Annotated in this window: 19 protein-coding genes; 8 read left to right on the top strand and 11 right to left on the bottom strand. The window is 69.3% G+C overall.

The genetic code is table 11. From position 1 onward, the window contains the following. Nucleotide 1 precedes the first annotated feature (1 nt). From P8934_RS07460 to P8934_RS07470, 3 genes are all read right to left on the bottom strand, one after another. Nucleotides 2–1,609 (bottom strand): carboxyl transferase domain-containing protein, encoded by a 1,608-nt coding sequence (locus P8934_RS07460; protein WP_278033614.1) that lies wholly within the window; start codon nucleotides 1,607–1,609, stop codon nucleotides 2–4. Between the two features lie 124 nt (nucleotides 1,610–1,733). After that, nucleotides 1,734–2,903, bottom strand: a complete 1,170-nt coding sequence (locus P8934_RS07465) for an isovaleryl-CoA dehydrogenase (protein WP_133635029.1) — start codon at nucleotides 2,901–2,903, stop codon at nucleotides 1,734–1,736. Between the two features lie 271 nt (nucleotides 2,904–3,174). After that, nucleotides 3,175–4,116 (bottom strand): sodium-dependent bicarbonate transport family permease, encoded by a 942-nt coding sequence (locus P8934_RS07470; RefSeq protein ID WP_278033615.1) that lies wholly within the window; start codon nucleotides 4,114–4,116, stop codon nucleotides 3,175–3,177. A gap of 127 nt (nucleotides 4,117–4,243) precedes the next feature. On the opposite strand from P8934_RS07470, the gene P8934_RS07475 reads away from it, so the two are divergent. The 4 genes from P8934_RS07475 (at nucleotide 4,244) to idi (ending at nucleotide 9,095) form a co-directional block, all read left to right on the top strand. Continuing rightward, a complete protein-coding gene (locus tag P8934_RS07475) occupies nucleotides 4,244–5,206 on the top strand; it encodes a LysR family transcriptional regulator (protein WP_278033616.1) in 963 nt (320 codons plus the stop codon). Nucleotides 5,207–5,248: 42 nt separating this feature from the next. Next, nucleotides 5,249–7,147 (top strand): serine hydrolase domain-containing protein, encoded by a 1,899-nt coding sequence (locus tag P8934_RS07480; protein ID WP_278033617.1) that lies wholly within the window; start codon nucleotides 5,249–5,251, stop codon nucleotides 7,145–7,147. Between the two features lie 186 nt (nucleotides 7,148–7,333). Continuing rightward, complete coding sequence (locus P8934_RS07485) at nucleotides 7,334–8,482, top strand: phytoene/squalene synthase family protein (RefSeq protein ID WP_278033618.1); 1,149 nt, start codon at nucleotides 7,334–7,336, stop codon at nucleotides 8,480–8,482. A gap of 28 nt (nucleotides 8,483–8,510) precedes the next feature. Further along, a complete protein-coding gene (gene idi, locus P8934_RS07490; RefSeq protein WP_278033619.1) occupies nucleotides 8,511–9,095 on the top strand; it encodes an isopentenyl-diphosphate Delta-isomerase in 585 nt (194 codons plus the stop codon). 89 nt (nucleotides 9,096–9,184) lie between these two features. Here idi and P8934_RS07495 read toward each other — a convergent pair whose 3' ends face one another. From P8934_RS07495 to P8934_RS07505, 3 genes are all read right to left on the bottom strand, one after another. Then, complete coding sequence (locus tag P8934_RS07495) at nucleotides 9,185–10,003, bottom strand: substrate-binding domain-containing protein (RefSeq protein ID WP_278033620.1); 819 nt, start codon at nucleotides 10,001–10,003, stop codon at nucleotides 9,185–9,187. Between the two features lie 67 nt (nucleotides 10,004–10,070). Then, nucleotides 10,071–10,796 carry an ATP-binding cassette domain-containing protein gene (locus P8934_RS07500; protein ID WP_278033621.1) on the bottom strand — a complete coding sequence of 242 codons (726 nt, stop codon included), beginning with the start codon at nucleotides 10,794–10,796 and terminating at the stop codon, nucleotides 10,071–10,073. Continuing rightward, nucleotides 10,793–11,497: an ABC transporter permease gene (locus P8934_RS07505; protein ID WP_278033622.1), complete on the bottom strand. Its 705-nt coding sequence runs from the start codon at nucleotides 11,495–11,497 to the stop codon at nucleotides 10,793–10,795. The genes P8934_RS07500 and P8934_RS07505 overlap by 4 nt, the downstream gene beginning before the upstream one ends. 135 nt (nucleotides 11,498–11,632) lie before the next feature. Here P8934_RS07505 and P8934_RS07510 point away from each other — a divergent pair, with 135 nt between their 5' ends. Further along, complete coding sequence (locus P8934_RS07510) at nucleotides 11,633–12,535, top strand: helix-turn-helix transcriptional regulator (protein ID WP_278033623.1); 903 nt, start codon at nucleotides 11,633–11,635, stop codon at nucleotides 12,533–12,535. Nucleotides 12,536–12,741: 206 nt separating this feature from the next. Here the strand turns inward: P8934_RS07510 and P8934_RS07515 are convergent, their stop codons facing one another. Beyond that, on the bottom strand, nucleotides 12,742–12,969 hold the full coding sequence (locus P8934_RS07515; protein WP_278033624.1) for a hypothetical protein: 228 nt from the start codon (nucleotides 12,967–12,969) through the stop codon (nucleotides 12,742–12,744). A gap of 655 nt (nucleotides 12,970–13,624) precedes the next feature. Here P8934_RS07515 and P8934_RS07520 point away from each other — a divergent pair. Beyond that, on the top strand, nucleotides 13,625–14,494 hold the full coding sequence (locus tag P8934_RS07520; protein WP_278033625.1) for a class I SAM-dependent methyltransferase: 870 nt from the start codon (nucleotides 13,625–13,627) through the stop codon (nucleotides 14,492–14,494). Between the two features lie 31 nt (nucleotides 14,495–14,525). Here P8934_RS07520 and P8934_RS07525 read toward each other — a convergent pair whose 3' ends face one another. The 4 genes from P8934_RS07525 to P8934_RS07540 form a co-directional block, all read right to left on the bottom strand. After that, the gene (locus tag P8934_RS07525; protein WP_278033626.1) at nucleotides 14,526–15,845 is read right to left on the bottom strand and encodes an NAD(P)/FAD-dependent oxidoreductase; all 1,320 of its coding nucleotides are present in this window, start codon (nucleotides 15,843–15,845) and stop codon (nucleotides 14,526–14,528) included. Beyond that, the gene (locus P8934_RS07530; protein WP_278033627.1) at nucleotides 15,842–16,402 is read right to left on the bottom strand and encodes an OsmC family protein; all 561 of its coding nucleotides are present in this window, start codon (nucleotides 16,400–16,402) and stop codon (nucleotides 15,842–15,844) included. The genes P8934_RS07525 and P8934_RS07530 overlap by 4 nt, the downstream gene beginning before the upstream one ends. Nucleotides 16,403–16,507: 105 nt before the next feature. After that, on the bottom strand, nucleotides 16,508–17,065 hold the full coding sequence (locus tag P8934_RS07535) for a DUF4242 domain-containing protein (RefSeq protein ID WP_278033628.1): 558 nt from the start codon (nucleotides 17,063–17,065) through the stop codon (nucleotides 16,508–16,510). Beyond that, complete coding sequence (locus P8934_RS07540; protein ID WP_278033629.1) at nucleotides 17,062–19,362, bottom strand: BTAD domain-containing putative transcriptional regulator; 2,301 nt, start codon at nucleotides 19,360–19,362, stop codon at nucleotides 17,062–17,064. Before P8934_RS07540 ends, P8934_RS07535 begins: the two co-directional genes overlap by 4 nt. A gap of 167 nt (nucleotides 19,363–19,529) precedes the next feature. On the opposite strand from P8934_RS07540, the gene cysK reads away from it, so the two are divergent. Both cysK and P8934_RS07550 read left to right on the top strand, forming a co-directional pair. After that, complete coding sequence (gene cysK, locus P8934_RS07545) at nucleotides 19,530–21,026, top strand: cysteine synthase A (RefSeq protein WP_278033630.1); 1,497 nt, start codon at nucleotides 19,530–19,532, stop codon at nucleotides 21,024–21,026. A gap of 17 nt (nucleotides 21,027–21,043) precedes the next feature. Further along, a complete protein-coding gene (locus P8934_RS07550; protein ID WP_278033631.1) occupies nucleotides 21,044–21,670 on the top strand; it encodes a carboxymuconolactone decarboxylase family protein in 627 nt (208 codons plus the stop codon).

Consider the following 21,670-nt stretch of genomic DNA (forward strand, 5'->3'; position numbering starts at 1 on the left):
CTCACATCCGGAACACGCCGAAGCGGGTCTCTTCCACTTCGGCATTCATGGCGGCGGCCAACGACAGGCCGAGGATCTCGCGGGTCTGCAGCGGGTCGATCACGCCGTCGTCCCACAGCCTGGCGCTGGCGTAGTAGGGGTGGCCCTGGTGCTCGTACTGCTCGCGGGTGGGCGCCTTGAAGGCCTCTTCCTCCTCCTGGGTCCACTCGCGGCCCTCGCGCTCGATCTGCTCGCGCTTGACCTGGGAGAGCACGCCGGCGGCCTGCTCGCCGCCCATCACCGAGATGCGGGCGTTGGGCCACATGAAGAGCAGGTTGGGGTCGTAGGCGCGGCCGCACATGCCGTAGTTGCCGGCGCCGAAGCTGCCGCCGATCAGCACGGTGAACTTGGGCACCTTGGCGCAGGCCACCGCGGTGACCAGCTTGGCGCCGTGCTTGGCGATGCCCTCGTGCTCGTACTTCGAGCCCACCATAAAGCCGGTAATATTTTGGAGGAAAATCAAAGGAATTTTCCTTTGGGCACACAGCTCGATAAAGTGCGCGCCCTTGACCGCGGACTCGGAGAACAGCACGCCGTTGTTGGCGACGATGCCCACCGGGTAGCCCTGGATGTGGGCGAAGCCGGTGACCAGGGTATCGCCGTAGTAGCGCTTGAACTCGTCGAAGTCGGAGTCGTCGACGATGCGCCCAATTACCTCGCGCACGTCGTAGGGCTTCTTGAGGTCGGTGCCGACGATGCCGTAGAGCTCGCTGGGGTCGAGGCGCGGGGGCTTGGGCGCCTGCATGGCGAGCTGGCCGCGCTTCTGCCAGTTGAGCCGCGAGACGCAGCCGCGCGCCAGCTGCAGGGCGTGGGCGTCGTTCTCGGCGTAGTGGTCGGCCACGCCGCTCACCTTGGCGTGCACGTCGGCGCCGCCCAGGTCCTCGGCGCTGATGCTCTCGCCGGTGGCGGCCTTCACCAGGGGCGGGCCGCCGAGGAAGATGGTGCCCTGCTCCTTGACGATGATCGACTCGTCGGCCATGGCCGGCACGTAGGCGCCGCCCGCGGTGCAGGAGCCCATCACCACGGCGATCTGCGGGATGCCCTCGGCGGAGAGGGTGGCCTGGTTGTAGAAGATGCGGCCGAAGTGGTCGCGATCCGGGAAGACCTCGTCCTGGCGGGGCAGGAAGGCGCCGCCGGAGTCGACCAGGTAGATGCACGGCAGGCGGTGCTTGCGGGCGATCTCCTGGGCGCGCAGGTGCTTCTTCACGGTGAGCGGGAAGTAGGTGCCGCCCTTGACCGTGGCGTCGTTGGCGACGATCACGCACTCCACCCCCGAGACGCGGCCGATCCCGGTGACCACGCCGGCGGCGGGCACCGCGGAGTCGTAGACCTCATGGGCGGCCAGCGACGAGAACTCGAGGAAGGGCGAGCCCTCGTCGATCAGGTGGTCGATGCGGTCGCGGACGAACAGCTTGCCGCGAGACTCGTGGCGCTCGCGGGCCTTGGGGCCGCCGCCCTGGGCGATGGCCGCGGTCAGCTCGCGCAGCTTGCCGACCTCGTGGCGCATGGCGACGTCGTTGCCCTGGAAGACGTCGCTGCGCGAATTGATCTGGGTCTGGAGGATGCTCATGTCCGATCCCTTGCAGTCTGGTACCAGCGCCTCACTGGCGCATTGTAGGAGCGCTGCTGGCAGCGCGATAAGCTCCCGTTGCCATCGCCTTGCACGCAAGGCTCCTACAGCGAGAAGTCACCGATCATGCCGATTCGTTGAAGATCTCGCGGCCGATCAGCATCCGGCGGATCTCGCTGGTGCCGGCGCCGATCTCGTAGAGCTTGGCATCGCGCAGCAGGCGCCCGGTGGGGTACTCGTTGATGTAGCCGTTGCCGCCGAGCAGCTGGATGGCGTCCAGCGCCACCTGGGTGGCCTTCTCCGCGCAGTAGAGGATCACGCCGGCGGCGTCCTTGCGCGAGGTCTGGCCGCGGTCGCAGCCGGCGGCCACGGCGTAGAGGTAGGCGCGGCAGGCGTTCAGGGTGGTGTACATGTCGGCGATCTTGCCCTGCACCAGCTGGAACTCGCCGATGGCCTGGTTGAACTGCTTCCGCTCGTGGACGTAGGGCACCACGATGTCCAGCGCCGCCTGCATGATGCCGATGGGGCCGGCGGCGAGCACGGTACGCTCGTAGTCCAGGCCGCTCATCAGCACGCGCACGCCCTTGCCGACCTCGCCGAGCACGTTCGCTTCCGGCACCTCGCAGTCCTCGAACACCAGCTCGCAGGTGTTGGAGCCGCGCATGCCCAGCTTGTCGAGCTTCTGGGCGGTGGAGAAGCCGGGCATGCCCTTCTCGATGATAAAGGCCGTAATCCCTTTCGATCCCGCCTCCGGGTCGGTCTTGGCGTAGACCACCAGCACGTCGGCATCGGGGCCGTTGGTGATCCACATCTTGTTGCCGTTGAGGATGTACTTGTCACCCTCCTTGCGGGCGCGCAGCTTCATGGAGACCACGTCGGAGCCGGCGCCCGGCTCGGACATGGCCAGCGCACCGACGTGCTCGCCGCTGATCAGCTTGGGTAGGTACTTGGCCTTCTGCTCGGCACTGGCGTTGATCTTGAGCTGGTTGACGCAGAGGTTGGAGTGCGCGCCGTAGGAGAGGCCCACGGAGGCGCTGGCCCGGGAGATCTCCTCCACGGCGATGCAGTGCGCCAGGTAGCCCATGCCGCTGCCGCCGTCCTCGTCCGACACGGTGATGCCGAGCAGGCCCATGTCGCCGAACTTCTCCCAGAGGTCGTTGGGGAACTCGTTCTTCTCGTCGATCTCGGCGGCGCGCGGGGCGATCTCGTCGCGGGCGAAGGCGTTGACCTGGTCACGCAGCATGTTCAGCTCGTCGTCGAGGCCGAAGTCGAGGGGCTTGTAGGGCGTATGCATGGCGGGCTCCCGTTCTCGTCAGGTGAGGCGCCGACCGCTCGGGCGAGGCGCCAAGGGCAAACAGTTAGTCATCAAGATGGCAGATGGCACAAGACTAGGCGAGGTTGACGTTAACGTAAAGTGCAGGTTTTCGCGGCTACGACGAATGTCGATAGAGGGAGGAGGGGTAAGGAGTAAGGAAGAAGGGTAGGAGGCAAGGAGGAAGGAGAAAGGGTAGGGAGCAAGGAACGAGGAGCAGGCGGGGCAGCCGTCGTGGCTGCCCCTCGGTGACTCAGCCCGCCAGCCAGGTGATCAGCTGGTGGTAGAGCGGGATGCCGATGATCACGTTGAGCGGGAAGGTGAAGCCGAGCGAGGCCAGCATCGCCAGGCCGATGTTGGCCTGGGGGATCGCCGTGCGGATGGCGGCCGGGGCAGCGATGTAGGAGGCGCTGGCGGCAAGGGCGGTGAGGATCAGCAGGGAGCCCTGGGGCAGGCCCAGTGCCAGGCCGACGCTCAGGCCGGCCATTGCCAGCAGCGGCGGGGCCACCAGGGCGAAGGTGAGCAGTCGCCAGTGGAACCAGGGGATCGGACGCAGGGTGTCCGCGGCGGTCAGGCCCATCTGCAGCAGGAAGAGGGCGAGCACGGCATGGAAGGCACTGGTGAAGAGCTCGGTGACGTTGGCGCCCTCCTGGGGGCCATACATGGCGCCGATCACCGCGCCGCCGGCCAGCAGGATCACGCCGCGGTTGGTCAGGGTCTCGTGCCAGATCCCCTGCATCGCTTCCCCGGCGGCCTTGCCCGCATGGCGGCGATAGAGCGCGATGGCGACCATGATCGCGGGCAGCTCCATCATCACGAGATAGAGGGTGACCTCGGCGCCGATGGGCAGTGCGCGGCTCTCGGCGAAGGCCAGCGCCACGGCAAAGGTACCGGCGCTCACCGAGCCGTAGTGGGCGGCAATGCTGGCGCTGTCGGCGACGGAGAGGCGGGCGAGGCGGCGCAACACCGGCATCAGGGCCAGCGGGATCAGCGCGCCGAGCGCCGCCACCGCGGCCAGTTCGGGCACCAGCGACCAGCTCAGGTTGCCGTAGAGCGCCATGCCGCCCTTGAGGCCGATGGTCAGCATCAGCAGCAGGCTCAGGGTGTCGTAGGCGGCCTTGGGGATGGTCAGGTCGGACTTCACCAGCCCGGCCAGCAGGCCGAGCAGGAAGAACATCACCACGATATCGGGCATCGGGAGGTCTCTGGTGGCTGAAGGAAAAACGCCACGCATTCTGCGAAGCCCCGAACATTGATTCCAATAAACTCTTTCGCATTGCATCATTGATGATCATCTATAGGCGATCCAGGGCGCCACGCCAATGAACATCCGACACCTGACCTTCCGCCTGCTGCAGGTCTATGCCGCGGTGGTGCGCGCCGGTTCGATCAGCGAGGCGGCGCGACGTCTCCACCTGACCCAGCCTACGGTCTCCCAGCAGCTGCGTCGCCTGGCCGAGACGGTGGGCGAGCCGCTGCTCGAGAGCCGCCAGGGGCGCCTGGTGCCCACCGAGGCGGGCGGCGAGCTCTACCGGGCGAGCTGCGAGGTGCTGGGGCGCTTCGACGACTTCGAGGACTACCTCGCCTCGCTGCGCGGCGGGGCGCGGGGGCGTTGCTCCATCGCCCTGGTGAATACCGCCCAGTACGTGCTGCCGCGCCTGCTCGGCCCCTACAGCCGGGCCTTTCCCGAGGTGGACGTCACCCTGCATATCGGCAACCGCCGCCAGGTGCTGACCCGCTTCGAGCGCCAGGACGACGACCTCTACGTGTTCAGCCACCCCCCCTCGCTGGCCCACGCCCGGGCGGGGCGCTTCCTGCGCAACCCCCTGGTGGCCGTGGCGCCCCGGGGCCACCCCCTGGCGGGACGCGACCAGGTGGCGATGAGCGAGCTGCTGGGCGAGCGCTTCCTGCTGCGCGAACCCGGCTCGGCCACGCGGATGCTGTTCGAGAGCTGGCTGCAGGAACAGGGGCTGACCCTGGGGGCGACGCTCCAGATGGCCAGTAACGAGGCGATCCGCGTCGGCGTGGCCTCCGGGATGGGACTCGCCGTGCTCTCCGAGCACGTGCTGCCGCCCGAGCATCCGGACCTGGTGATCCTGCCGGTAACCGGGCTGCCCATTGAGAGCCACTGGCAGTTCATCGTGCGCCGCGACCGGCGGCTGCCGCATGCGGCGCTGGGGCTGCTGCGCTTCGCCGAGGGGCACCTGGGCGAGTGCGTGGAGGCCCGTTTCCTGTGCAACGAGATCCCCGACCTGTTGGCGGGGCTGGAGATGACCGATGCTTGACCCGGCGAAGGGCAGCGAGGCGACACGGGGAGGTACGCGATCATGAACCTCATGCGAGGTGCCCTGTGCGGCCTGCTGGCCTGGCTGTGGGCGGGAGTGGCCATGGGGGCGGCCATCGAAAGGCAGGACCTGGGGGCCTTCGTCGACGGCTTCGTGACGGCGCGCATGGCAGCCCACCGCGTGGCCGGCGTCACGGTGGCGGTGGTCAAGGACGACGAACTGCTGCTGGCCAAGGGCTTCGGGTCGGCCGACCTCGAGGCCGGGTGCCCGGTGGTGGCCGAGCGGACCCTGTTCCGGCCGGGGTCGATCTCCAAGCTCTTCACCTGGACGGCGGTAATGCAGCTGGTGGAGCAGGGACGGCTCGACCTGGACGCCGATATCCGCGACATCCTGACCGACTTCCCCCTGGCGACCCGCTATCCGGCGCCCATCACCCTGCGCCAGCTGATGGCTCACACCCCTGGCTTCGAGGACACGGCCATGGGCCATCTCTTCGAGGACGACCCAGACGCCGTGCTCTCGCTGCGTGACTACCTGCGCCGCCATGCCCCGGCCCAGGTGCGCCCGCCGGGCAGCTGGCCGGCCTACTCCAACTACGGGGTGGCGCTGGCCGGCCTGGTGGTCGCCGAGGTCAGCGGCATGTCTTGGGAAGCCTACGCCGAGCGTCACCTGCTGGGGCCGCTGGGCATGCGGGACAGCACCTTCCGCGAGCCCTGGGGACCGCAGCGCGAGCAGGCCCCCATGGCGCCAGCCCTGCGCGAGCGGGTCAGCGAGGGCTATCAATGGGTCGAGGGCGCCTTCCGGCCGGGCGGCTTCACCTTCGTCGGCGGCATCGGGCCGGCCGGCAGCCTCTCCACCACGGCGACCGACATGGCGCGCTTCATGCGCGCCCATCTCAACGAGGGTCGCCTCGGCGACGTGCAGCTGTTATCGCCGAACACGGCCCGCAAGATGCAGCGTACTCACTACCGAGTGGCGCCGGGGCAGCCCGGGATGGCTCACGGCTTCATCGAGAGCGAGATCGCCGGCTACCGGGCCATCGGCCATGGCGGCGGTACCGTGCACTTCGTCTCCGACCTGCAGCTGATCCCCGAACTCGAGCTGGGGGTGTTCATCTCCACCAACAGCAACGGCGGCCAGGCGCTGATCCGGGGTTTCGTCGAGCAGCTGGTGCGCCGCTACTTCCCGACCGAAGCCCCCGCTGCGGCCACGGCGCCCGACGACCCGGCGCGCTATGCCGGGGACTACCTCTCCACGCGGCGGCCCTATACCACCGTCGAGGCGCTGCTCAACCACGACATGGCCAGCGTCCACCTGGACCGGGACGGCCGGCTGGTGCTGAGCCGCCGGGGGCGGCAGGTGCGCCTGGTGCCGGCGCCGGGCGAGGGGCACTTCCGCCAGGCCGACAGCCACGAGTCGCTGCGCTTTCTCGCCGACGACAGCGGCGCCGTGACGCACCTGGCCGTGCCGGAGCCGATCATGGTGATGGAGCGGGTCGGGCCGCTAGCCAACCCGCGCTGGCGGCTGGCCTTCCTGGGCCTGGCCGGCGGCGTGTTCGTCGCCACCCTGGTGGTGGCGCTGGTCGGCCGGGAGCGACCGCCGGCACGTCGCGCCGTGGTGCGCTGGGCCGCACGGCTGACGCTGCTGGCCGCCGGTCTGTGGCTGGTGAGCATGGGGCTGGCCCTGGCCGGTGTGCTGCCCATCACGCAGGATGTGGGGCTCGCCTTCTTCGACTTCCCGCCACCGGCTTTCGTGGCCGCCCAGGGCGTCGCCATGCTGGCGGGCGCGGCCAGCATGGGGGCGCTTGCCCTGCTGGTGCCCGTGCTGGGCGACCAGGGCTGGTCCCGGGGGCGGCGCCTGCGCCATGTCGGGCTGGTGGTGGTGTTGCTGCTGACGCTGTTGACGGTTTGGCAGTTCAACGGCTTCGTGCTGATGGCGTGACCCCGTCGCCAGGACTGCCGCGGATCGAGCCATGGTCGCGACAAAGCTGCCGGGGAGGGGGCCTTGACGTTGGCTGAGCGTCGTTACCCTCCCGAGGCCAGCGTGATAGCCTGCCTGACCAGCCTGTCTCGAGACTTTCACATCACGCGGGCCGGTCAATCGCCACACATGAATGGGTGTACTGCCATGGCCCAGGCCCTTGCGACGGCTTCCGGAATTGCAGAGGCAGAAGCCTATCAGGGCAAGGTCCTTGGCGGGGTGTCGCGCACCTTTGCCTTCACCATCCCTCAGCTCCCGGCCGATCTGCGCAAGGTCGTGACCAATGCCTACCTGCTCTGCCGTATCGCCGACACCCTGGAGGATGAACCGGCGCTTTCCGCGGTTCAGAAGACCCTGTTGCATCAGCGGTTTCTGGCGGTGCTGAGAGGGGAGGAGAAGGCCCAGCGTTTCGCCCGGCAGGTCACGCCGCTGCTCTCGCCGGCCACGTCACCGGATGAGCGAGAGTTGATGGCCAACACGCCTCTGGTCGTCCGCTGCACCCATAGCCTCGCAGCGTCCCAACAGCAGGCGTTGGTCAAGTGTGTGAGCATCATGTGTCGGGGCATGGGTCATTACCAGGACAATGCCAGCCTGGCGGGCTTGGCAGACCTGGGCGAGGTGGACCGCTATTGCTATCACGTGGCAGGCGTCGTGGGTGAAATGCTCACCGAACTGTTCTGTCAGCATTCAGGCGACATGCATGAGAAGCGTGCCGAGATGCTGGCCCTGGCACCGTCGTTCGGACAAGGCCTGCAGCTCACCAATATCCTCAAGGACCTTTGGGATGACCGGCAACGTGGCGTCTGCTGGCTGCCCCGCCAGGAGTTTCGGGAGTTTGGTGTGGACGTGACGAGCCTGGCGCCGGGACGCAGTGATCCGGCGTTCGCCACCGCACTGCGCTACATGGTCGGTATTGCGCATGCCCATCTGCGTAATGCCTTTCGCTACACCCTGATGGTTCCAGCGAAAGAAACCGGCATCAGGCGTTTCTGCTTATGGGCCATCGGCCTGGCCGTGCTCACACTCAGGCGGATAGATGCTCGGCCGACCTATTGCACGGGTCGGCAGGTCAAGGTGCCACGCCGCACGGTCAAGGCCGCCATCGCGAGTACCCGCCTGGCGACACGTCATGATGGGATGCTCAAGCTGCTGTTCAGCGGTGTGACCATGGGGTTGCCACTCGGGCCGCTCGCGGGCCCACATCCGGAGCTTAGCGCATGGGCTTCCGAGCCTTCCGATGGTGATGGCACATCAGCTGCACGTCATGGCCGTCGGCTAGGCAATGACAAGGAGTAGACAAGTATCATGGCCAAGGAGGTGATCATTGGTTAGCACTGGCTCAAGCGAGCGCGACGAGACCGTTTCCTTCGATGACGAGGAATTGATCCTGGTCGACGACGAGGACAGGGAGCTGGGGCATTTGAGCAAGGCCAAGTGCCACGAAGGAAACGGTGTGCTGCATCGCGCCTTCTCGCTGTTCGTGTTCAATCATGACGGGGAGCTTCTTCTGCAGCAGCGGGCGGAAGGCAAGCGCCTGTGGTCGCTGTGCTGGTCCAACAGCTGCTGTAGTCACCCACGCCGAGGCGAGCCCATGGAAGCGGCGATTCACCGGCGACTATGGCAAGAGGTCGGCATCGAGGCGCAACTCGCCTTCCTCTACAAGTTCCGCTATCAGGTCCAGTACGGGTCAAGCGGCGCCGAGCACGAGCTTTGCTGGGTATATCTGGGGATTACTGACAATGAGCCGCGCCCCAACCGCCAGGAGATCGCCGACTGGTGCTGGATATCACCCGCAGCGCTCGATGCCGAGCTGGCCTCCCGCCCGGAAGACTATACGCCCTGGTTCAAGATGGAGTGGACGCGATTGCGGAGTGAATTTGCCGATGAGCTTAAGCGGTATACCCGTTAGGCTCGACGGCGAAGAGCAGGGCTTTGATGGCCCGGCTGGACGTGGCCGGGCCCTTGCGGGTCTGCGGATGTGACGCTGTCAGCGCCGGGTCAGTCGGAGCGGGCGTTGGGGAAGAACAGCTGCTGGCCCTTCACCTCGAACTCGGCGATGGCCTGCTGGCCTTCCTCGGCGAGCAGCCACGCGTGCCACTGCTCGGCCAGGTCGTGCTTGAGGTGGGGGTGGCGCTCCTCGGAGATCAGGATACTGCCGTACTGGTTGAACAGCGCCTCGTCGCCCTCGAAGAGCAGTGCCAGGTCCTGGCGGTTGTCGAAGGCGACCCAGGTGGCGCGGTCGCTCATCACGTAGGCGTCCATGCCGGCGGCGGTGTTGAGCGTCGGGCCCATGCCGCTGCCGAGCTCCCGGTACCACTCGCCGCCCGGCTCGACGCCGGCGGAATCCCACAGGCGCAGCTCGGCGCGGTTGGTGCCGCTGTCGTCACCGCGGGAGGCGAAGGGGGCCTCGGCCTCGGCGATCAGCGACAGGGCCTCGGCCACGGTCTCCGCCTCACTGATGCCGGCCGGGTCGCCCCCCGAGCCGATGAGCACGAAGTCGTTGACCATCACGTCGGCGCGCTCGGTGCCATAGCCCGCTTCCACGAAGCGCTCCTCGCCGGCGGTGTCGTGCACCAGCAGGCTGTCGGCGTCGCCGCGACGGGCGATCTCGAAGGCCTGGCCGGTGCCCACGGCGACGACCCGGACCTCGATGCCGGTCTCTTCAGTGAATTGCGGGATGATGGCGTCGAACAGGCCCGAGGCCTCGGTGGAGGTGGTCGAGGCCAGGGTGATGAAGGGGGCCTCGTCCTGGGCCGAGGCGCCCAGCGAGAGGCCTGTCAAACCGATGGCAACGAGGGTGAGTCCTGCTCTCTTCATGGTGCCTTTCCTTCTTTCGCGAGTGATGCGTGGTGGCAGTGAGCGGTGCGTGGTTGGCGTCAGCGGTCTACCAGACCAGCTCGCCGCGGATGAAGGCCCTGCCTTCCGGCGTCTGCGGGTCGGCGAAGAAGCGCTCGGCCGGGCTGTGCTCGACCAGTCGGCCGCCGAAGAGCAGCACGATGTCGTCGGCCAGGCGATGGGCCTGCTGAAGGTCGTGGGTGGTCATCAGGATGCGCGTGCCGCGGCGGTGGAAGTCGCGCACGGCGGCCTCCACCGCCTGGATGGCGGCCGGGTCGAGGGCGGCGGTGGGCTCGTCGAGGAACAGCACCTCGGGCTCAGCCAGCCAGGCGCGGGCCAGCGCCAGGCGCTGCTGCTCGCCCCCCGAGAGCACCCGGGCCGGGCGCTTCTCGAGGGCCGCCAGGCCGAAGCGCTCCAGCGCCTCGCGGGCCAGCACCTTGCGTCGACGGCGGGGCGTGCCGTTGATCGCCAGGGCATAGGTGAGGTTGGCGAGTGCCGAACGCTTGAGTAGTACCGGGCGCTGGAAGACCATCGCCTGGCGGGGCGGGCGGCCCTCCCAGCTCACGCGGCCACGGGTGGGCGCCAGCAGGCCGTGGGCGAGGCGCATCAGCAGGCTCTTGCCGGCGCCGTTGGGGCCCATCACCAGGCTGCGATGGCAGCCCTCAAGGCGCAGGTCGAGGGGGTGCAGCAGGGTCTGGCCACGATGGGCGAAGCCGACGCCCTCCAGCGCGAGCGGGGGGATGGCTGTCACCGGGAGCCGCCTGAGGTCGTTCATCCCAACCGCCTCCGCGCCGTCTCGCCCACCAGGTGGGCGGCAGCGTTGACCAGCGCGACCAGCCCGAGCAGCACGATGCCCAGCCCCAGCGCCAGGGGCAGGTTGCCCTTGCTGGTTTCCAGCACGATGGCGGTGGTCATCACCCGGGTGACGCCGTCGATGTTGCCGCCGACGATCATCACCGCCCCGACCTCGGCGCTGGCCCGGCCGAAGCCGGCCAGCATCACGGTCGTCAGGCCGAAGCGGGCATCCCACAGCAGGGTCGGGATGCGGCGCGCCCGCGATACGCCCATGGAGGTGAGCTGTTCGCGGTAGTCGCCATGGAGCTCCTCGACCTGCTGGCGGGTCAGGGCGGCGATGATCGGCAGCACCAGGATCACCTGGGCGATCACCATGGCGCCGGGGGTGAAGAGCAGGCCGAACTCGCCCAGCGGTCCGGCCCGGGAGAGCAGCAGGTAGACCGCCAGCCCGGCCACCACCGGGGGCAGCCCCATCAGCGCATTGAGGATCACGATCACCGCCCCGCGGCCGGGAAAGCGCCACAACGCCAGGGCCGCGCCCAGCGGCAGGGCGATCAGCGCGGCGATCAGCACTGCGGACAGCGAGACCTGCAGCGACAGCGCCACGATCCCGATCAGGTCGGGGTCGCGCCCGAGGATCAGGGCCAGGGCGGTCTGGAAGGCGTTGGCATCGTCGGACATCATGTGCTCCTGCGGTCTCCCTGCATCATGTGCGTTAATACGCACAGACGCATCCAACGCAGTAATTCATGCAGTACCATGCAGGATAACGACAGTTCTAGCGCCACAGTTTTAGCGCCACGAGGGCCTTGCCGCATGGAGACCGACCGGGGGAGTGCATCCCGTACCTACCTGACCACCGCCGAGGTGGCCGACTACCTGCGCCTCAAGGAGCGCAAGGTCTACGACCTGGTGCGCCAGGGGGCGATGCCCTGCGTGCGGGTTACCGGCAAGCTGCTCTTCCCGCGCCAGAGCATCGACCTCTGGCTGATGAACCACCTGGAGGGCGACCGGGCCAGCAGCCGGCCGGTGCCCGTGGTGCTGGCGGGCAGCCAGGATCCGCTGCTGGAGTGGGCGGTGCGCGAGAGCGGGGCGGGGCTGGCGCTGCTCTGCCACGGCAGCGGCGACGGGGTGCGGCGCCTGCTGGCCGGCGAGGCGATGGTGGCCGGACTGCACCTGCTGGACGAACAAAGCGGTGGCTACAACCGGCCCGAGGCGCTGGGGCTCTCCGGCATGCGCGACCTGGTGACGGTGCGCTGGGCGACGCGGCGCCAGGGGTTGCTGCTGGCGCCGGACAATCCCCTGGGCATCACCGGCCTGGCGGACCTGGCCGGGGAGGCGGTGTGCCTGGCCCATCGGCAGCCTGATGCCGGGGCCCAGCGGCTGCTGACCTGGCTGCTGGCCCGGGCGGGGATCGAGGCCAGCCGGCTGCGCTTCACCGCCCACCCGTCGCTCAACGAGGATGACCTGGCGCTGGCGATCCGCCAGGGCGAGGCGGACGCCGGGCTCGGGGTCGAGGCGGCGGCCCGCCGCCAGGGGCTGGCCTTCGTGCCCCTGCATGAGGAGGCCTTCGACCTGGCCTTGCGGCGGCGCAGCTACTTCGAGCCGCCGATCCAGCGGCTTCTCGCCTTCGCTCGGGAGGCGCGCTTCGCCGAGCGGGCCGAGACGCTGGGCGGCTACGATATCGGCGAGCTCGGGCGGGTGGTCCATAACGCCTGATCGTTCCCGGTAGGGCGCCGAGACGGCGCGCTCTCTTGTCGCTTCACGCGCCGGTAGAGGGCGTGCCCGGTTGCCGGAATGCTGCGGATTCCCCACGACGTAACAGGAAGCCGCCACGGCTCGAAGGCGAGCCGTGGCGGGGAAAGAGGTGCTGCTTGTCCACCATGGTCCTTGTCCGGGTGGCACTTTATGACCGGTGCTCGATGTCAGTGCCACCAGGGCTCGGGGGACATGATGGACACGGGTTCCGCTCTCGCTCCCCTGGTGCGCGTTCCCATCTTTTGCTGCATCGTTGTCGGTACCACGGTGGATGTATTCGCCTTTTCATCAAGGCGTTTCATGCGCTCTTCCAGATACACCGAGTCTGCCGCAGGAACCGAAGAGATGGACAGCAGTGCAATGATCAGGGCCGAACTGCATGCCATGAGTTTCATGGTGATTGCCTCGTGGAGGTATCGAGGCAGTAACGGTCATCGGTTGCCGATCCTGGGTACCGATTGACGCCCCGATACCGGGGTGAATCCTACGGCGCCATGCCATACCGGTAGGCACCGTGCCGTCGGCCTGGTGGATCTCGAGGGGGCAAGGAAAGCGTCCCTGCAGGACATGCGGGTACATCAGGAGGACTCGCTCATGGCCTGTGTGCAGGGTCTTGTGATCGCCGTCAGGGAGGTCTGGCTTGGGCTGTTTAATTGTAGCCCATGGCTTGTAAGCTGAATCATTTCGATGTGAGACTTTTTTTCACTTTATGGGGAGTCGGGATGCATTTCGGGTGTAAAAAGAGATCCGAATATCTGGTCATTTAAGAGCCTGATACATCCGTCAGTAATAAGTTAATCGCGTAGTGAAATGCTGACTGTCCGTCAGATCGATAACGCTGCCTCCAACCCCGGCTCTTTCGCGAGGATCGGTCAGATCCGGCAGGCCCTGGCCCGTTCATGGGCCTGAATCATGATAGGCGCCGCAGGAAGGCAGACCAGCTGCTAGAACTGGTAGGTAGGCGGCGGGTCGTGGCAGCGTGATGCCCCGTCGCCGCGCTGCGGCGCCACGACGCCGCGACACCCATGGCCCCCTTCCTGGAGGTACGCCATGCAACAGGCCACACAACCCCCCAGCGAATACGTCGAGTTCTGGAACGACACCCTGGCCGACAAGTTCGATCGCTTCCAGGACATCCTGATGAATGGCCTGAGCTACCATAGCCGGGTTCCGCTCACGCGACTCGATATCGCCCCCGGTAGCCGGATCCTCGATGTCGGCTGCGGCTGGGGCGACACCGCCATCGAGCTGGCGCGCCGCACCGGTCCCCGGGGCGAGGTCCTGGGCCTGGATTGCGTCGCTCAGTTCCTGGAGGACGCCCGGCGCCGCGCCGCGGAGGCGGACGTCGACAACCTGCGCTTCATCGCCGCCGATGTCGAGCGCTACCCCTTCGAGGCGGAATACGACCTGTGCTTCTCGCGCTTCGGCATGATGTTCTTCGAGCACCCGGTAGTGGCCATGCGCAACGTCCACAAGGCCCTCAAGCCGGGCGGCGAGCTGATGTTCATCGTCTGGCGCGATATCGAGGACAACCCCTGGCTGGGGCTGCCCAAGCAGGTGGTGCTCGACTTCCTGCCGCCGCCCGGCGAGGACGCCCGCACCTGTGGCCCGGGGCCCTTCTCCATGGCCAATTCCGAGGTGGTCACCCAGCAACTGGAGATCGCCGGCTTCGAGAACATCGCCTTCGAGCGCAACGACGGGCCGGTCGAGGTGGGTGACTCGGTGGAGAACGCCATGCGCTTCCAGCTCGCCCTGGGGCCGGCCGGGGAGGTGTTTCGCGAGGCCGGCGAGGAGGCCGAGCGGCAGCGCCCCCAGATCGAGGAGGCGCTCCGCCAGGCGCTCGCCCCCTTCGAGCAGGAGGGCAAGATCGTGATGGGCTCGAGTTCCTGGACCATTACCGCGCGCAAGCCGCAAGGCTGAGTGCGCGCCGCCCGCTCGGGCCAGCGCGAGATCAGGCGCCGAGCGCGTTGGTCAGGGCACGGCGTATGGTGCCCTGGCGGCCGCCTCGGGCCAGCCAGGCGGCGAGGTGGTCGCAGAGCTCCCGGGCGTCGTCGTCGGCCCCGTGGATGAAGCTCGACTTGCGCCGGCGCAGGAACGGCAGGCCCAGCACGTAGAGCCCCGGGGCGTCGACCACGCCACCGTGATGGCGCAGCTGTCCCTTGCGGTCGAACACCGGCACCTGCAACCAGCGGTAGTCGGGGCGATAGCCGGTGGCCCAGAGTACGGTGCGGATCCCGCCATGGGTGAGGTCCAGCCCCAGGCAGGGGGCGTTCGGCAGGCGGGTCGGCGGGAAGCGCTGCGGTGCCTCGAGGCAGCCGTCCAGCCCCCGGGTCCGCGCCCAGGCATCGAGCGTGTCGAGCAGCCGTCCCAGCTTGAGGTCCGCCGCGGCGCAGTGGGCCGACAGCGAGCCGGAGAACTGCAGCCGGGTCTCCTGCAATCCCACCAGCCGGCCGACCAGCCTGACGCCCCGCGCGCTCAGGGCATTCAGGTCCAGGGTGGCACGGGCGTCGCCGCCGGCCAGCTGTGGCGAGGGCAGGCGGCGGGCCCGTTCGATGTCGTCCACCTTGTCGAAGCGCTGGTCGTGGATGCCGGCAGCGTCCAGCCACCACTGGATGTCCCGGCCCCGGTAGCGGCGCGGCAGGCGCACGTGCTCGCCCACCGACAGGGTCACCGCATGGCCGGCGCGCTGTAGCTCATCGGCGAGCTGCAGTCCGCTGGCCGAGGCTCCCACCACCAGCACGCCGCCCGGTGCCAGCTGGCCCGGGTGGCGATAGTCCCGCGCCGTCAGTTGGTCCACCGATGCCGGCAATGCCTTGGCCAGGGGAGGGACGACGGGCAGGTTGAAGGCACCGCTGGCGATCACCACCGCCCGGCAGCGCCACTCGCCCCGGTCGGTGATCACCCGGTAGCCACCGTCTGCCGGCCGCACCGAGCGCACCGTGGTGCCGGCCTGCACCGGGGCCGAGAGTCGCCGGGCATAGTCGCGCAGGAAGTCGACCACCTGGGGCATGGTCATGAAGCCGTCCGGGTCGGGCCCCGCATAGCGGAGCCCGGGCAGCCGGCATTGCCAGTTGGGGGTCAGCAGCCGGAGCGACTCCCATCGCTCGTGGCGCCACGCGTTGCCCACCTCGCCACGTTCCAGCAGCACATGCTCGATGCCGGCCCGGCCGAGGTAGTGGCTCATGGCGAGCCCGGCCTGGCCCGCGCCGATGACCACCACGGTCACGGCGCGGGGCGGGCGGGGCCGCCGTCCGGGGCGAGTGTCGCTCATTTCACCTGCACCGAGACGTGGGTGGGGTTGGTGAGGATGTCGTAGACCGCCGAGCGCTTCTGCGACTGGGCGACCAGGGCCTCGATCTCCTCGCGGGTGGCGTCGGCATCGATCTCGAAGATGACGCGGACGTCGTCGAAGCCGTTGCGCACGTCGCGGTCCATGCCGAGGATGCCCTGGATGTCCATGTCGCCCTCCAGGCGGGCCCGCACCGAGTTGAGCTGGATGCCGCGGTGCTGAGCGACGGCGGCCACACCGGCGGTCAGGCAGCCGGCGAGGCCCACCAGCACGTACTCCACGGGGGTGGGGCCATGGTCCTCCGAGGCGAAGACCTCGGGGTGGTCGGTATCGAAGGCGGAGCGCGTCTTGTGGCGCTGCTCCTCGCCGAGGCCGTGGAAGCCCTCGACGGTGGCGCGGCTGTGGGTGCCCATCACCCAGTCGCAGCTGGCGCGCCAGGTGAAGCGGGCGGCCTCGGGGGCCTGGGACAGGGCCTCACGGGCGCCCAGCAGGGCGCTGACGTTGACGCCGTTGTCGATCTCGCGGATGGCGGTCTGCATGGTGGTCTCTCCTCGGGGTTGTCGTGGCATGACGGGTGGTCTCACCCGTCAGGCACGACTCTGGCGCCGGCACGTGGGAGCCGGCGTGGGAGAGCGCGTGGTTTTTCAGAGGGCGAGCGTTGAATCGACCGGGAGGCCGGGGAGGATCGCGCGGAAGGCCCAGACACGCTCCAGCGGCATGCCGGCCTGGTGCTGGGCGAGGCGCACCGACTCGGCATCCGGGGCCCGGTAGAGGCAGAGCATGCGCGTGGCGTCCCGCGAGAAGAAGGTGCGCACGAAGCGCACCCGGTGGTTCTGCAGGCAGGCCGCGCCGGCATCTTCGCGGGCCTGGAGCGCCGCGAGGCTGACCGGCGCGGCGAAGGCTCGCTCCACCAGCACGTTGGCCGCGGCGAGCGCCCCGGCGTCGAGACCCGGCGCGTCGTGGAGCGTGCCGGGCCAGAGGGTGGTGACCTCGGCACCGGCCTGGCGCAGGGCGTTGCGCGCGGACTCGACATCCGGGGCCCGGAAGCGGCAGACCATGCGTCGACCGTCCCGCGCCAGCAGGCTGCCTTGCCAGGCGACCCGGTGAAGGGCGAAGCAGCTCTCCGCCGCCTCCGACAGCGTCCTGACCAGTTCGGGGCCGAGCGGTGTCGCGAAGCGGCGCTCCAGCACGAGGTCGATCATGCGGTGTCCTCCGGCCGGGTATCGGCCAGCAGGGCCGCCGACCTGAGTCGCGCCCAGCGGGCGACAGGCCGCCGGGCGAACTCGGCCGCCGCCTGGGCGTGATGGCGTTGCGCGTCGCGGTCCCCGGTCGCCCGGTGGGCCTCGGCCAGCACGCCATGGGCGAGCAGCTGCTCGGTGGCACGCTCCAGGATCCGGGCGTGCGTCAGGGCCTCCCCGGCCCGGGCGATGGCGTCGAGCGCCCGGCCCCGCGCGAGGTCGAGCCGGGCCGCGTGGATCAGCAGGCCGCAGAGCCGGTGCCTGGCATCGGCGTCACGCAGCGTTGCCAGGGCGGTCTCCAGGGGGGGCGCCTGGTCCTCGGGGGCCTGGTCTTCGAGGGCATAGCGGCAGAGCGCCAGGGCGGCGCAGGCGAAGGGGGCCTCGCTGCCCTCGCGTAGCTTCTCGCCGATCTCCACGAGGGTGATGCCGCGCCTCAGGGCCTCGGGGTAGTGGCCGCGCTCGAGCTCCAGCATCAGCAGGCCCTCGTTGGCCTGGAACTCGCCGAGTCGATCGCCGCTGGCCTTGCACAGGGTCCGCGCCTCCTTGAAGTGACCCTCTGCCTCGTCGAGGCGGTTGTCGTGGAAGCGCATCAGCGCAAGGGCCATGGGGATGGCGGGGTGACTCAGCCGCTGCCGGTTGGCCAGCGTGCGGGCGTCGTCGAGCATCCCGGCGGCACGGTCGAGGTCGCGCTCCAGCATCGCCAGGCACTTCGCTGTTTCCGCCATGGCGACGATCTGGTCTCGGTCCTCGGCGCTGTGGGTGACCCGCTCGGCCTGCAGCGCCTCCTCGTGGGCATCCCGCCACTGGCCATGGGACCAGCGAACCTGGCTGGCGAGCTGGTAGCCGAGCCGCGCATGGGCGAGGGCACCATGTTCCAGGGCCTGTTCGGCGAGGGTCACCAGCTCCCTGGCGGTATCCTGCCAGTCCGCCAGGGGGGCGGCATGGAGCATCACGTCGCGCAGCTCAAGCAGCAGGCAGACCCGGCGAGCGCCGGTGAGTCGCTCGGCCATCTCGAGGCCGTGGCGGGCGAGATGCAGGGCCTCGTCGTTGGCGAAGAAGCGCAGGCAGACCCGTCCGGCCGCGACCAGGGCCTCGGCGGCCAGTTCCGGGTCACCGCCCCGTCGGGCGTGGTGGGCGAGCTCTGCGGCACTGTCCAGGTCGAGGAGGGCATCACCGAGCCGCTGTTCGGCGACATGGCGGTGCATCAGCTGGCGCCGCGCCGGGGAGATCGCCTCGTAGAGGCGGCGTGGCAGCTCGTCATCGGCGAAGCACAGCCCATGTTCGGTGGCCTTCAGCAGGCCGCTTTGCTCGGCGACCTCGAGGGCCGCACCGATGCGCTGGGCCTCCAGTCCGCTGAGCCGGGCCAAGACGGCGACATTCGGGCAGGCGCCCAGCAGCGCGGCCCAACTCAGCACCTCCCGCGGCTCGCCCTCGAGCGGGGGGGAGGATTCGATGGCCGGGGTCTTCGCCGGCGCCGTATCGACCGCCGGCGGCCGCGCCTCGTTGTCCTGACGGGGAAGCGGGGAGCCGGTGGCGGGGTGGACGGTCGGCACTCGCCGGGCGCGCAGCAGGGCGCCGCTCGAGGGAATACCGGCCTCGCCGAGCAGGCGCAGGCCGAGCCGGTAGTGCTGCTCGGCTTCCCGGGGGCGGTTGAGGGCCATCAGCATCCGCACCAGGCGGGCGCGGGCGTCCTCGTCGAAGGGCGCCAGCCGGACCAGCGCATGGGCATGGATCAGGGCCCGCTCGGGGCCCTCGGCCAGGCGACTGACCAGCGTCGAGAGCAGCGCGACCTGGGCCCGCAGGGCGCGCTCCCGCTCGGCCAGGCACCAGCTGTGGAAGTCGTGGAAGTTCGGCAGCTCGAGTCCTTGCAGGAAGGGGCCGCGATAGCGGGCGGCGATGTGCTCGAGATGTGCGATGTCGAGCTGCTCGAGGGCCTCCCCCTGGACGCCGTGCAGGGCCAGGAGGTCTACATCCAGGTCGCGCGTATCGAGCGCCGCGCCGAGGCGGTCGGCGATGATGCGCGGCCGGCCGGGCTCATCCACAAGCCGGCGCAGTTTCGACAGGCTCCAGCGCAGCGAGCCGCGGGGGTCGTCGGGAATCTCCCACAGCAGGTCGCAGAGGTGTTCGCGACCGAGGGGGCGGGCGTTCACCGCCAGGTAGGCCAGCAGGGCGCGGGTCTTCCGCGACGGCGGGAGGGTCAGCACCCGGCCATCCCGAACCACCTCGAGATCGCCGAGCACGTTGAGGGTCAGTGCGTTCATCGCCTGCCCCCTCCCAGAAGAGAGACCACCCTTGAGTATAGCGCGCATTGCGACTGCGCCCGCGGGGCGCGATCGGAAAATACCACGCTGTCTACCACGCCCGCTCCCTCGGGGCCGGCGCAGGCTGATCCTGCAAGGCACCGATCCCGATAACGAGGAGCAGCGACATGGCACGCTACGACAGTATCCTGGACACCATCGGCCGCACGCCGCTGGTGCGGCTCGACCGGCTCGCCCCCGCCGGGGTGAACCTCTACGTGAAGCTCGAGGCGTTCAATCCCATGGGCTCGGTCAAGGACCGCATGGCCCTGGCCGTCATCGAGCAGGCGGAGCGCGACGGCGCGCTGCGCCCCGGCCAGACGGTGATCGAGGCCACCAGCGGCAACACCGGCATCGGGCTCGCCATGGTCTGCGCGCGCAAGGGCTATCCGCTGGTGGTGACCATGGCGGAGAGCTTCAGCGTGGAGCGGCGCAAGCTGCTGCGCTTCCTGGGGGCCAGGGTGGTGCTGACCCCCGCGGCCGAGAAGGGCACCGGCATGCTCAACAAGGCGCTGGAGCTGGCCGACCGCCATGGCTACTTCCTCTGCCGGCAGTTCGAGAACGAGGCCAACGCCGAGGTGCACTCGCGGACCACGGCCCGGGAGATCCTCGACGACTTCCGCGAGGACTCCCTGCACGCCTGGGTGACCGGCTTCGGCACGGGGGGCACCCTCAAGGGGGTGGCCAGGGTGCTCAAGCAGGCGGATCCGATGACTCGCGTGGTCGTCGCCGAACCCGACAACGCCGCCCTGCTGGGCAGCGGCATCGCGCAGCCGCGGGATACCCGCGGTGGCCCCTCGGCCAGCCATCCGCGCTTCCGTCCCCACCTGATGCAGGGCTGGAGCCCGGACTTCATCTCGCGGCTCACCGAGGACGCCCTGGCGGCGCAGCATGTCGACGAGGTGGTGCCGGTGGCCGGCGACGAGGCGCTGCGGCTGTCTCGCGAGCTGGCCCGTCGCGAGGGCATCTTTGTCGGCATTTCCAGCGGGGCTACCCTGGCCGCTGCGCTGGACGTGGCGCGGCGTTCACCGCCCGGCAGCAATATCGTCTGCATGCTGCCCGATACCGGCGAGCGCTACCTCTCCACCCCGCTGTTCGAGGGCATCGGCGAGGCGATGAGCGACGAGGAGCTTGCGCTGTCGCGCTCCACGCCGGGCTACCGCTTCGATGCCCCCGCGTCGCCACCCCGCCCGGCGGAGACGACGCCGGCGGTAGTGGCGCTGGATCCCGAGGCCGAGCGCTTCGTCGACGTGACCGTGGCGGGTGAGCCGGTGGTGATGTTCGCCCTGGCGTGGTGCGAGTTCTGCTGGTCGGTGCGCAAGCTCTTCGCGCGCCTGGGGATCGACTACCGCAGCGTCGACCTCGACGCGGTGGCCTACCAGGAGGGCGACCTTGGCGGCAGGATCCGCGCGGTGCTGGCCGAGCGCACCGGGGCCGCCACCATCCCGCGGGTCTTCGTCGGCGGCGAGTCGATCGGCGGCTGCACCGAGCTCTTCGATGCCTGGCGGGACGGCTCGTTGCGTCGGCGTCTGGACGCCAGCGGTATCGCCTATCGCCGCGGTGTGGAGATCGACCCCTATGACCTGCTGCCGGGCTGGCTGCATCCGCGCACCAGCGTGGCATGACCGGGAGGCACGACGAGATGAGCTTCATCGACACGATTGCGCTCGAGCAGGCCTCGGGCGAGGTGCTGGCCATGTACCGGCGCCAGCAGGCCCACTTCGGCTACCTGCCCAACTATGCCCGGGTGTTCTCCCATCGCCCCGAGGTGATGGCGAGCTGGGCGGCCCTGCTGGCGAGCATCCGGCGTCACGTCGACCCGCGCCGCTTCGAGCTCGTGACCCTGGCCGCGGCGCGCTCACTGAGTAACTCCTACTGCGCGCTGGCCCACGGCCAGGCGCTGGCGGGGCTGGTGGGCACGCCGCAGCTGCGGGCGCTCCTCGAGGGCCGGGACACGCTCGACGCCGCCGAGCGGGAGATGATGGCCCTGGCCGCGAAGGTGGCCGATGACGCCGCCGGCGTGACCCAGGCCGACATCGACCGCCTGCGGGCACACGGGCTCGGCGATGACGAGATCTTCGACGTCGTGGCCGTGGCCGCCGCGCGGGCCTTCTTCACCAAGGTGCTGGACGGCCTCGGTGCCCAGGCCGATGTCGCCTACCGCGAGATGGTGCCCGAGCTGCGCGAGGCGCTCACCGTGGGGCGCCCCATCGCCGCCGGCGACGAGCGGCGGGAGATGCCCTCGGCACAGCCGGTGGCCGAGCCGTAA

This window comes from Halomonas sp. CKK8, assembly GCF_029625235.1.
GTDB lineage: Bacteria > Pseudomonadota > Gammaproteobacteria > Pseudomonadales > Halomonadaceae > Halomonas > Halomonas ventosae.

Bases quoted from the DNA above. Each gene is read 5' to 3' on its own strand.
- P8934_RS07485 (WP_278033618.1), top strand. From the start codon at position 7,334: ATGGCCCAGGCCCTTGCGACGGCTTCCGGAATTGCAGAGGCAGAAGCC.
- P8934_RS07460 (WP_278033614.1), bottom strand. From the start codon at position 1,609: ATGAGCATCCTCCAGACCCAGATCAATTCGCGCAGCGACGTCTTCCAG.
- P8934_RS07480 (WP_278033617.1), top strand. From the start codon at position 5,249: ATGAACCTCATGCGAGGTGCCCTGTGCGGCCTGCTGGCCTGGCTGTGG.
- P8934_RS07525 (WP_278033626.1), bottom strand. From the start codon at position 15,845: ATGAGCGACACTCGCCCCGGACGGCGGCCCCGCCCGCCCCGCGCCGTG.
- P8934_RS07510 (WP_278033623.1), top strand. From the start codon at position 11,633: ATGGAGACCGACCGGGGGAGTGCATCCCGTACCTACCTGACCACCGCC.
- P8934_RS07550 (WP_278033631.1), top strand. From the start codon at position 21,044: ATGAGCTTCATCGACACGATTGCGCTCGAGCAGGCCTCGGGCGAGGTG.
- P8934_RS07520 (WP_278033625.1), top strand. From the start codon at position 13,625: ATGCAACAGGCCACACAACCCCCCAGCGAATACGTCGAGTTCTGGAAC.
- P8934_RS07465 (WP_133635029.1), bottom strand. From the start codon at position 2,903: ATGCATACGCCCTACAAGCCCCTCGACTTCGGCCTCGACGACGAGCTG.
- P8934_RS07505 (WP_278033622.1), bottom strand. From the start codon at position 11,497: ATGTCCGACGATGCCAACGCCTTCCAGACCGCCCTGGCCCTGATCCTC.
- P8934_RS07500 (WP_278033621.1), bottom strand. From the start codon at position 10,796: ATGAACGACCTCAGGCGGCTCCCGGTGACAGCCATCCCCCCGCTCGCG.
- P8934_RS07470 (WP_278033615.1), bottom strand. From the start codon at position 4,116: ATGCCCGATATCGTGGTGATGTTCTTCCTGCTCGGCCTGCTGGCCGGG.
- P8934_RS07515 (WP_278033624.1), bottom strand. From the start codon at position 12,969: ATGAAACTCATGGCATGCAGTTCGGCCCTGATCATTGCACTGCTGTCC.
- P8934_RS07495 (WP_278033620.1), bottom strand. From the start codon at position 10,003: ATGAAGAGAGCAGGACTCACCCTCGTTGCCATCGGTTTGACAGGCCTC.
- P8934_RS07540 (WP_278033629.1), bottom strand. From the start codon at position 19,362: ATGAACGCACTGACCCTCAACGTGCTCGGCGATCTCGAGGTGGTTCGG.
- cysK (WP_278033630.1), top strand. From the start codon at position 19,530: ATGGCACGCTACGACAGTATCCTGGACACCATCGGCCGCACGCCGCTG.
- P8934_RS07535 (WP_278033628.1), bottom strand. From the start codon at position 17,065: ATGATCGACCTCGTGCTGGAGCGCCGCTTCGCGACACCGCTCGGCCCC.
- P8934_RS07530 (WP_278033627.1), bottom strand. From the start codon at position 16,402: ATGCAGACCGCCATCCGCGAGATCGACAACGGCGTCAACGTCAGCGCC.
- P8934_RS07475 (WP_278033616.1), top strand. From the start codon at position 4,244: ATGAACATCCGACACCTGACCTTCCGCCTGCTGCAGGTCTATGCCGCG.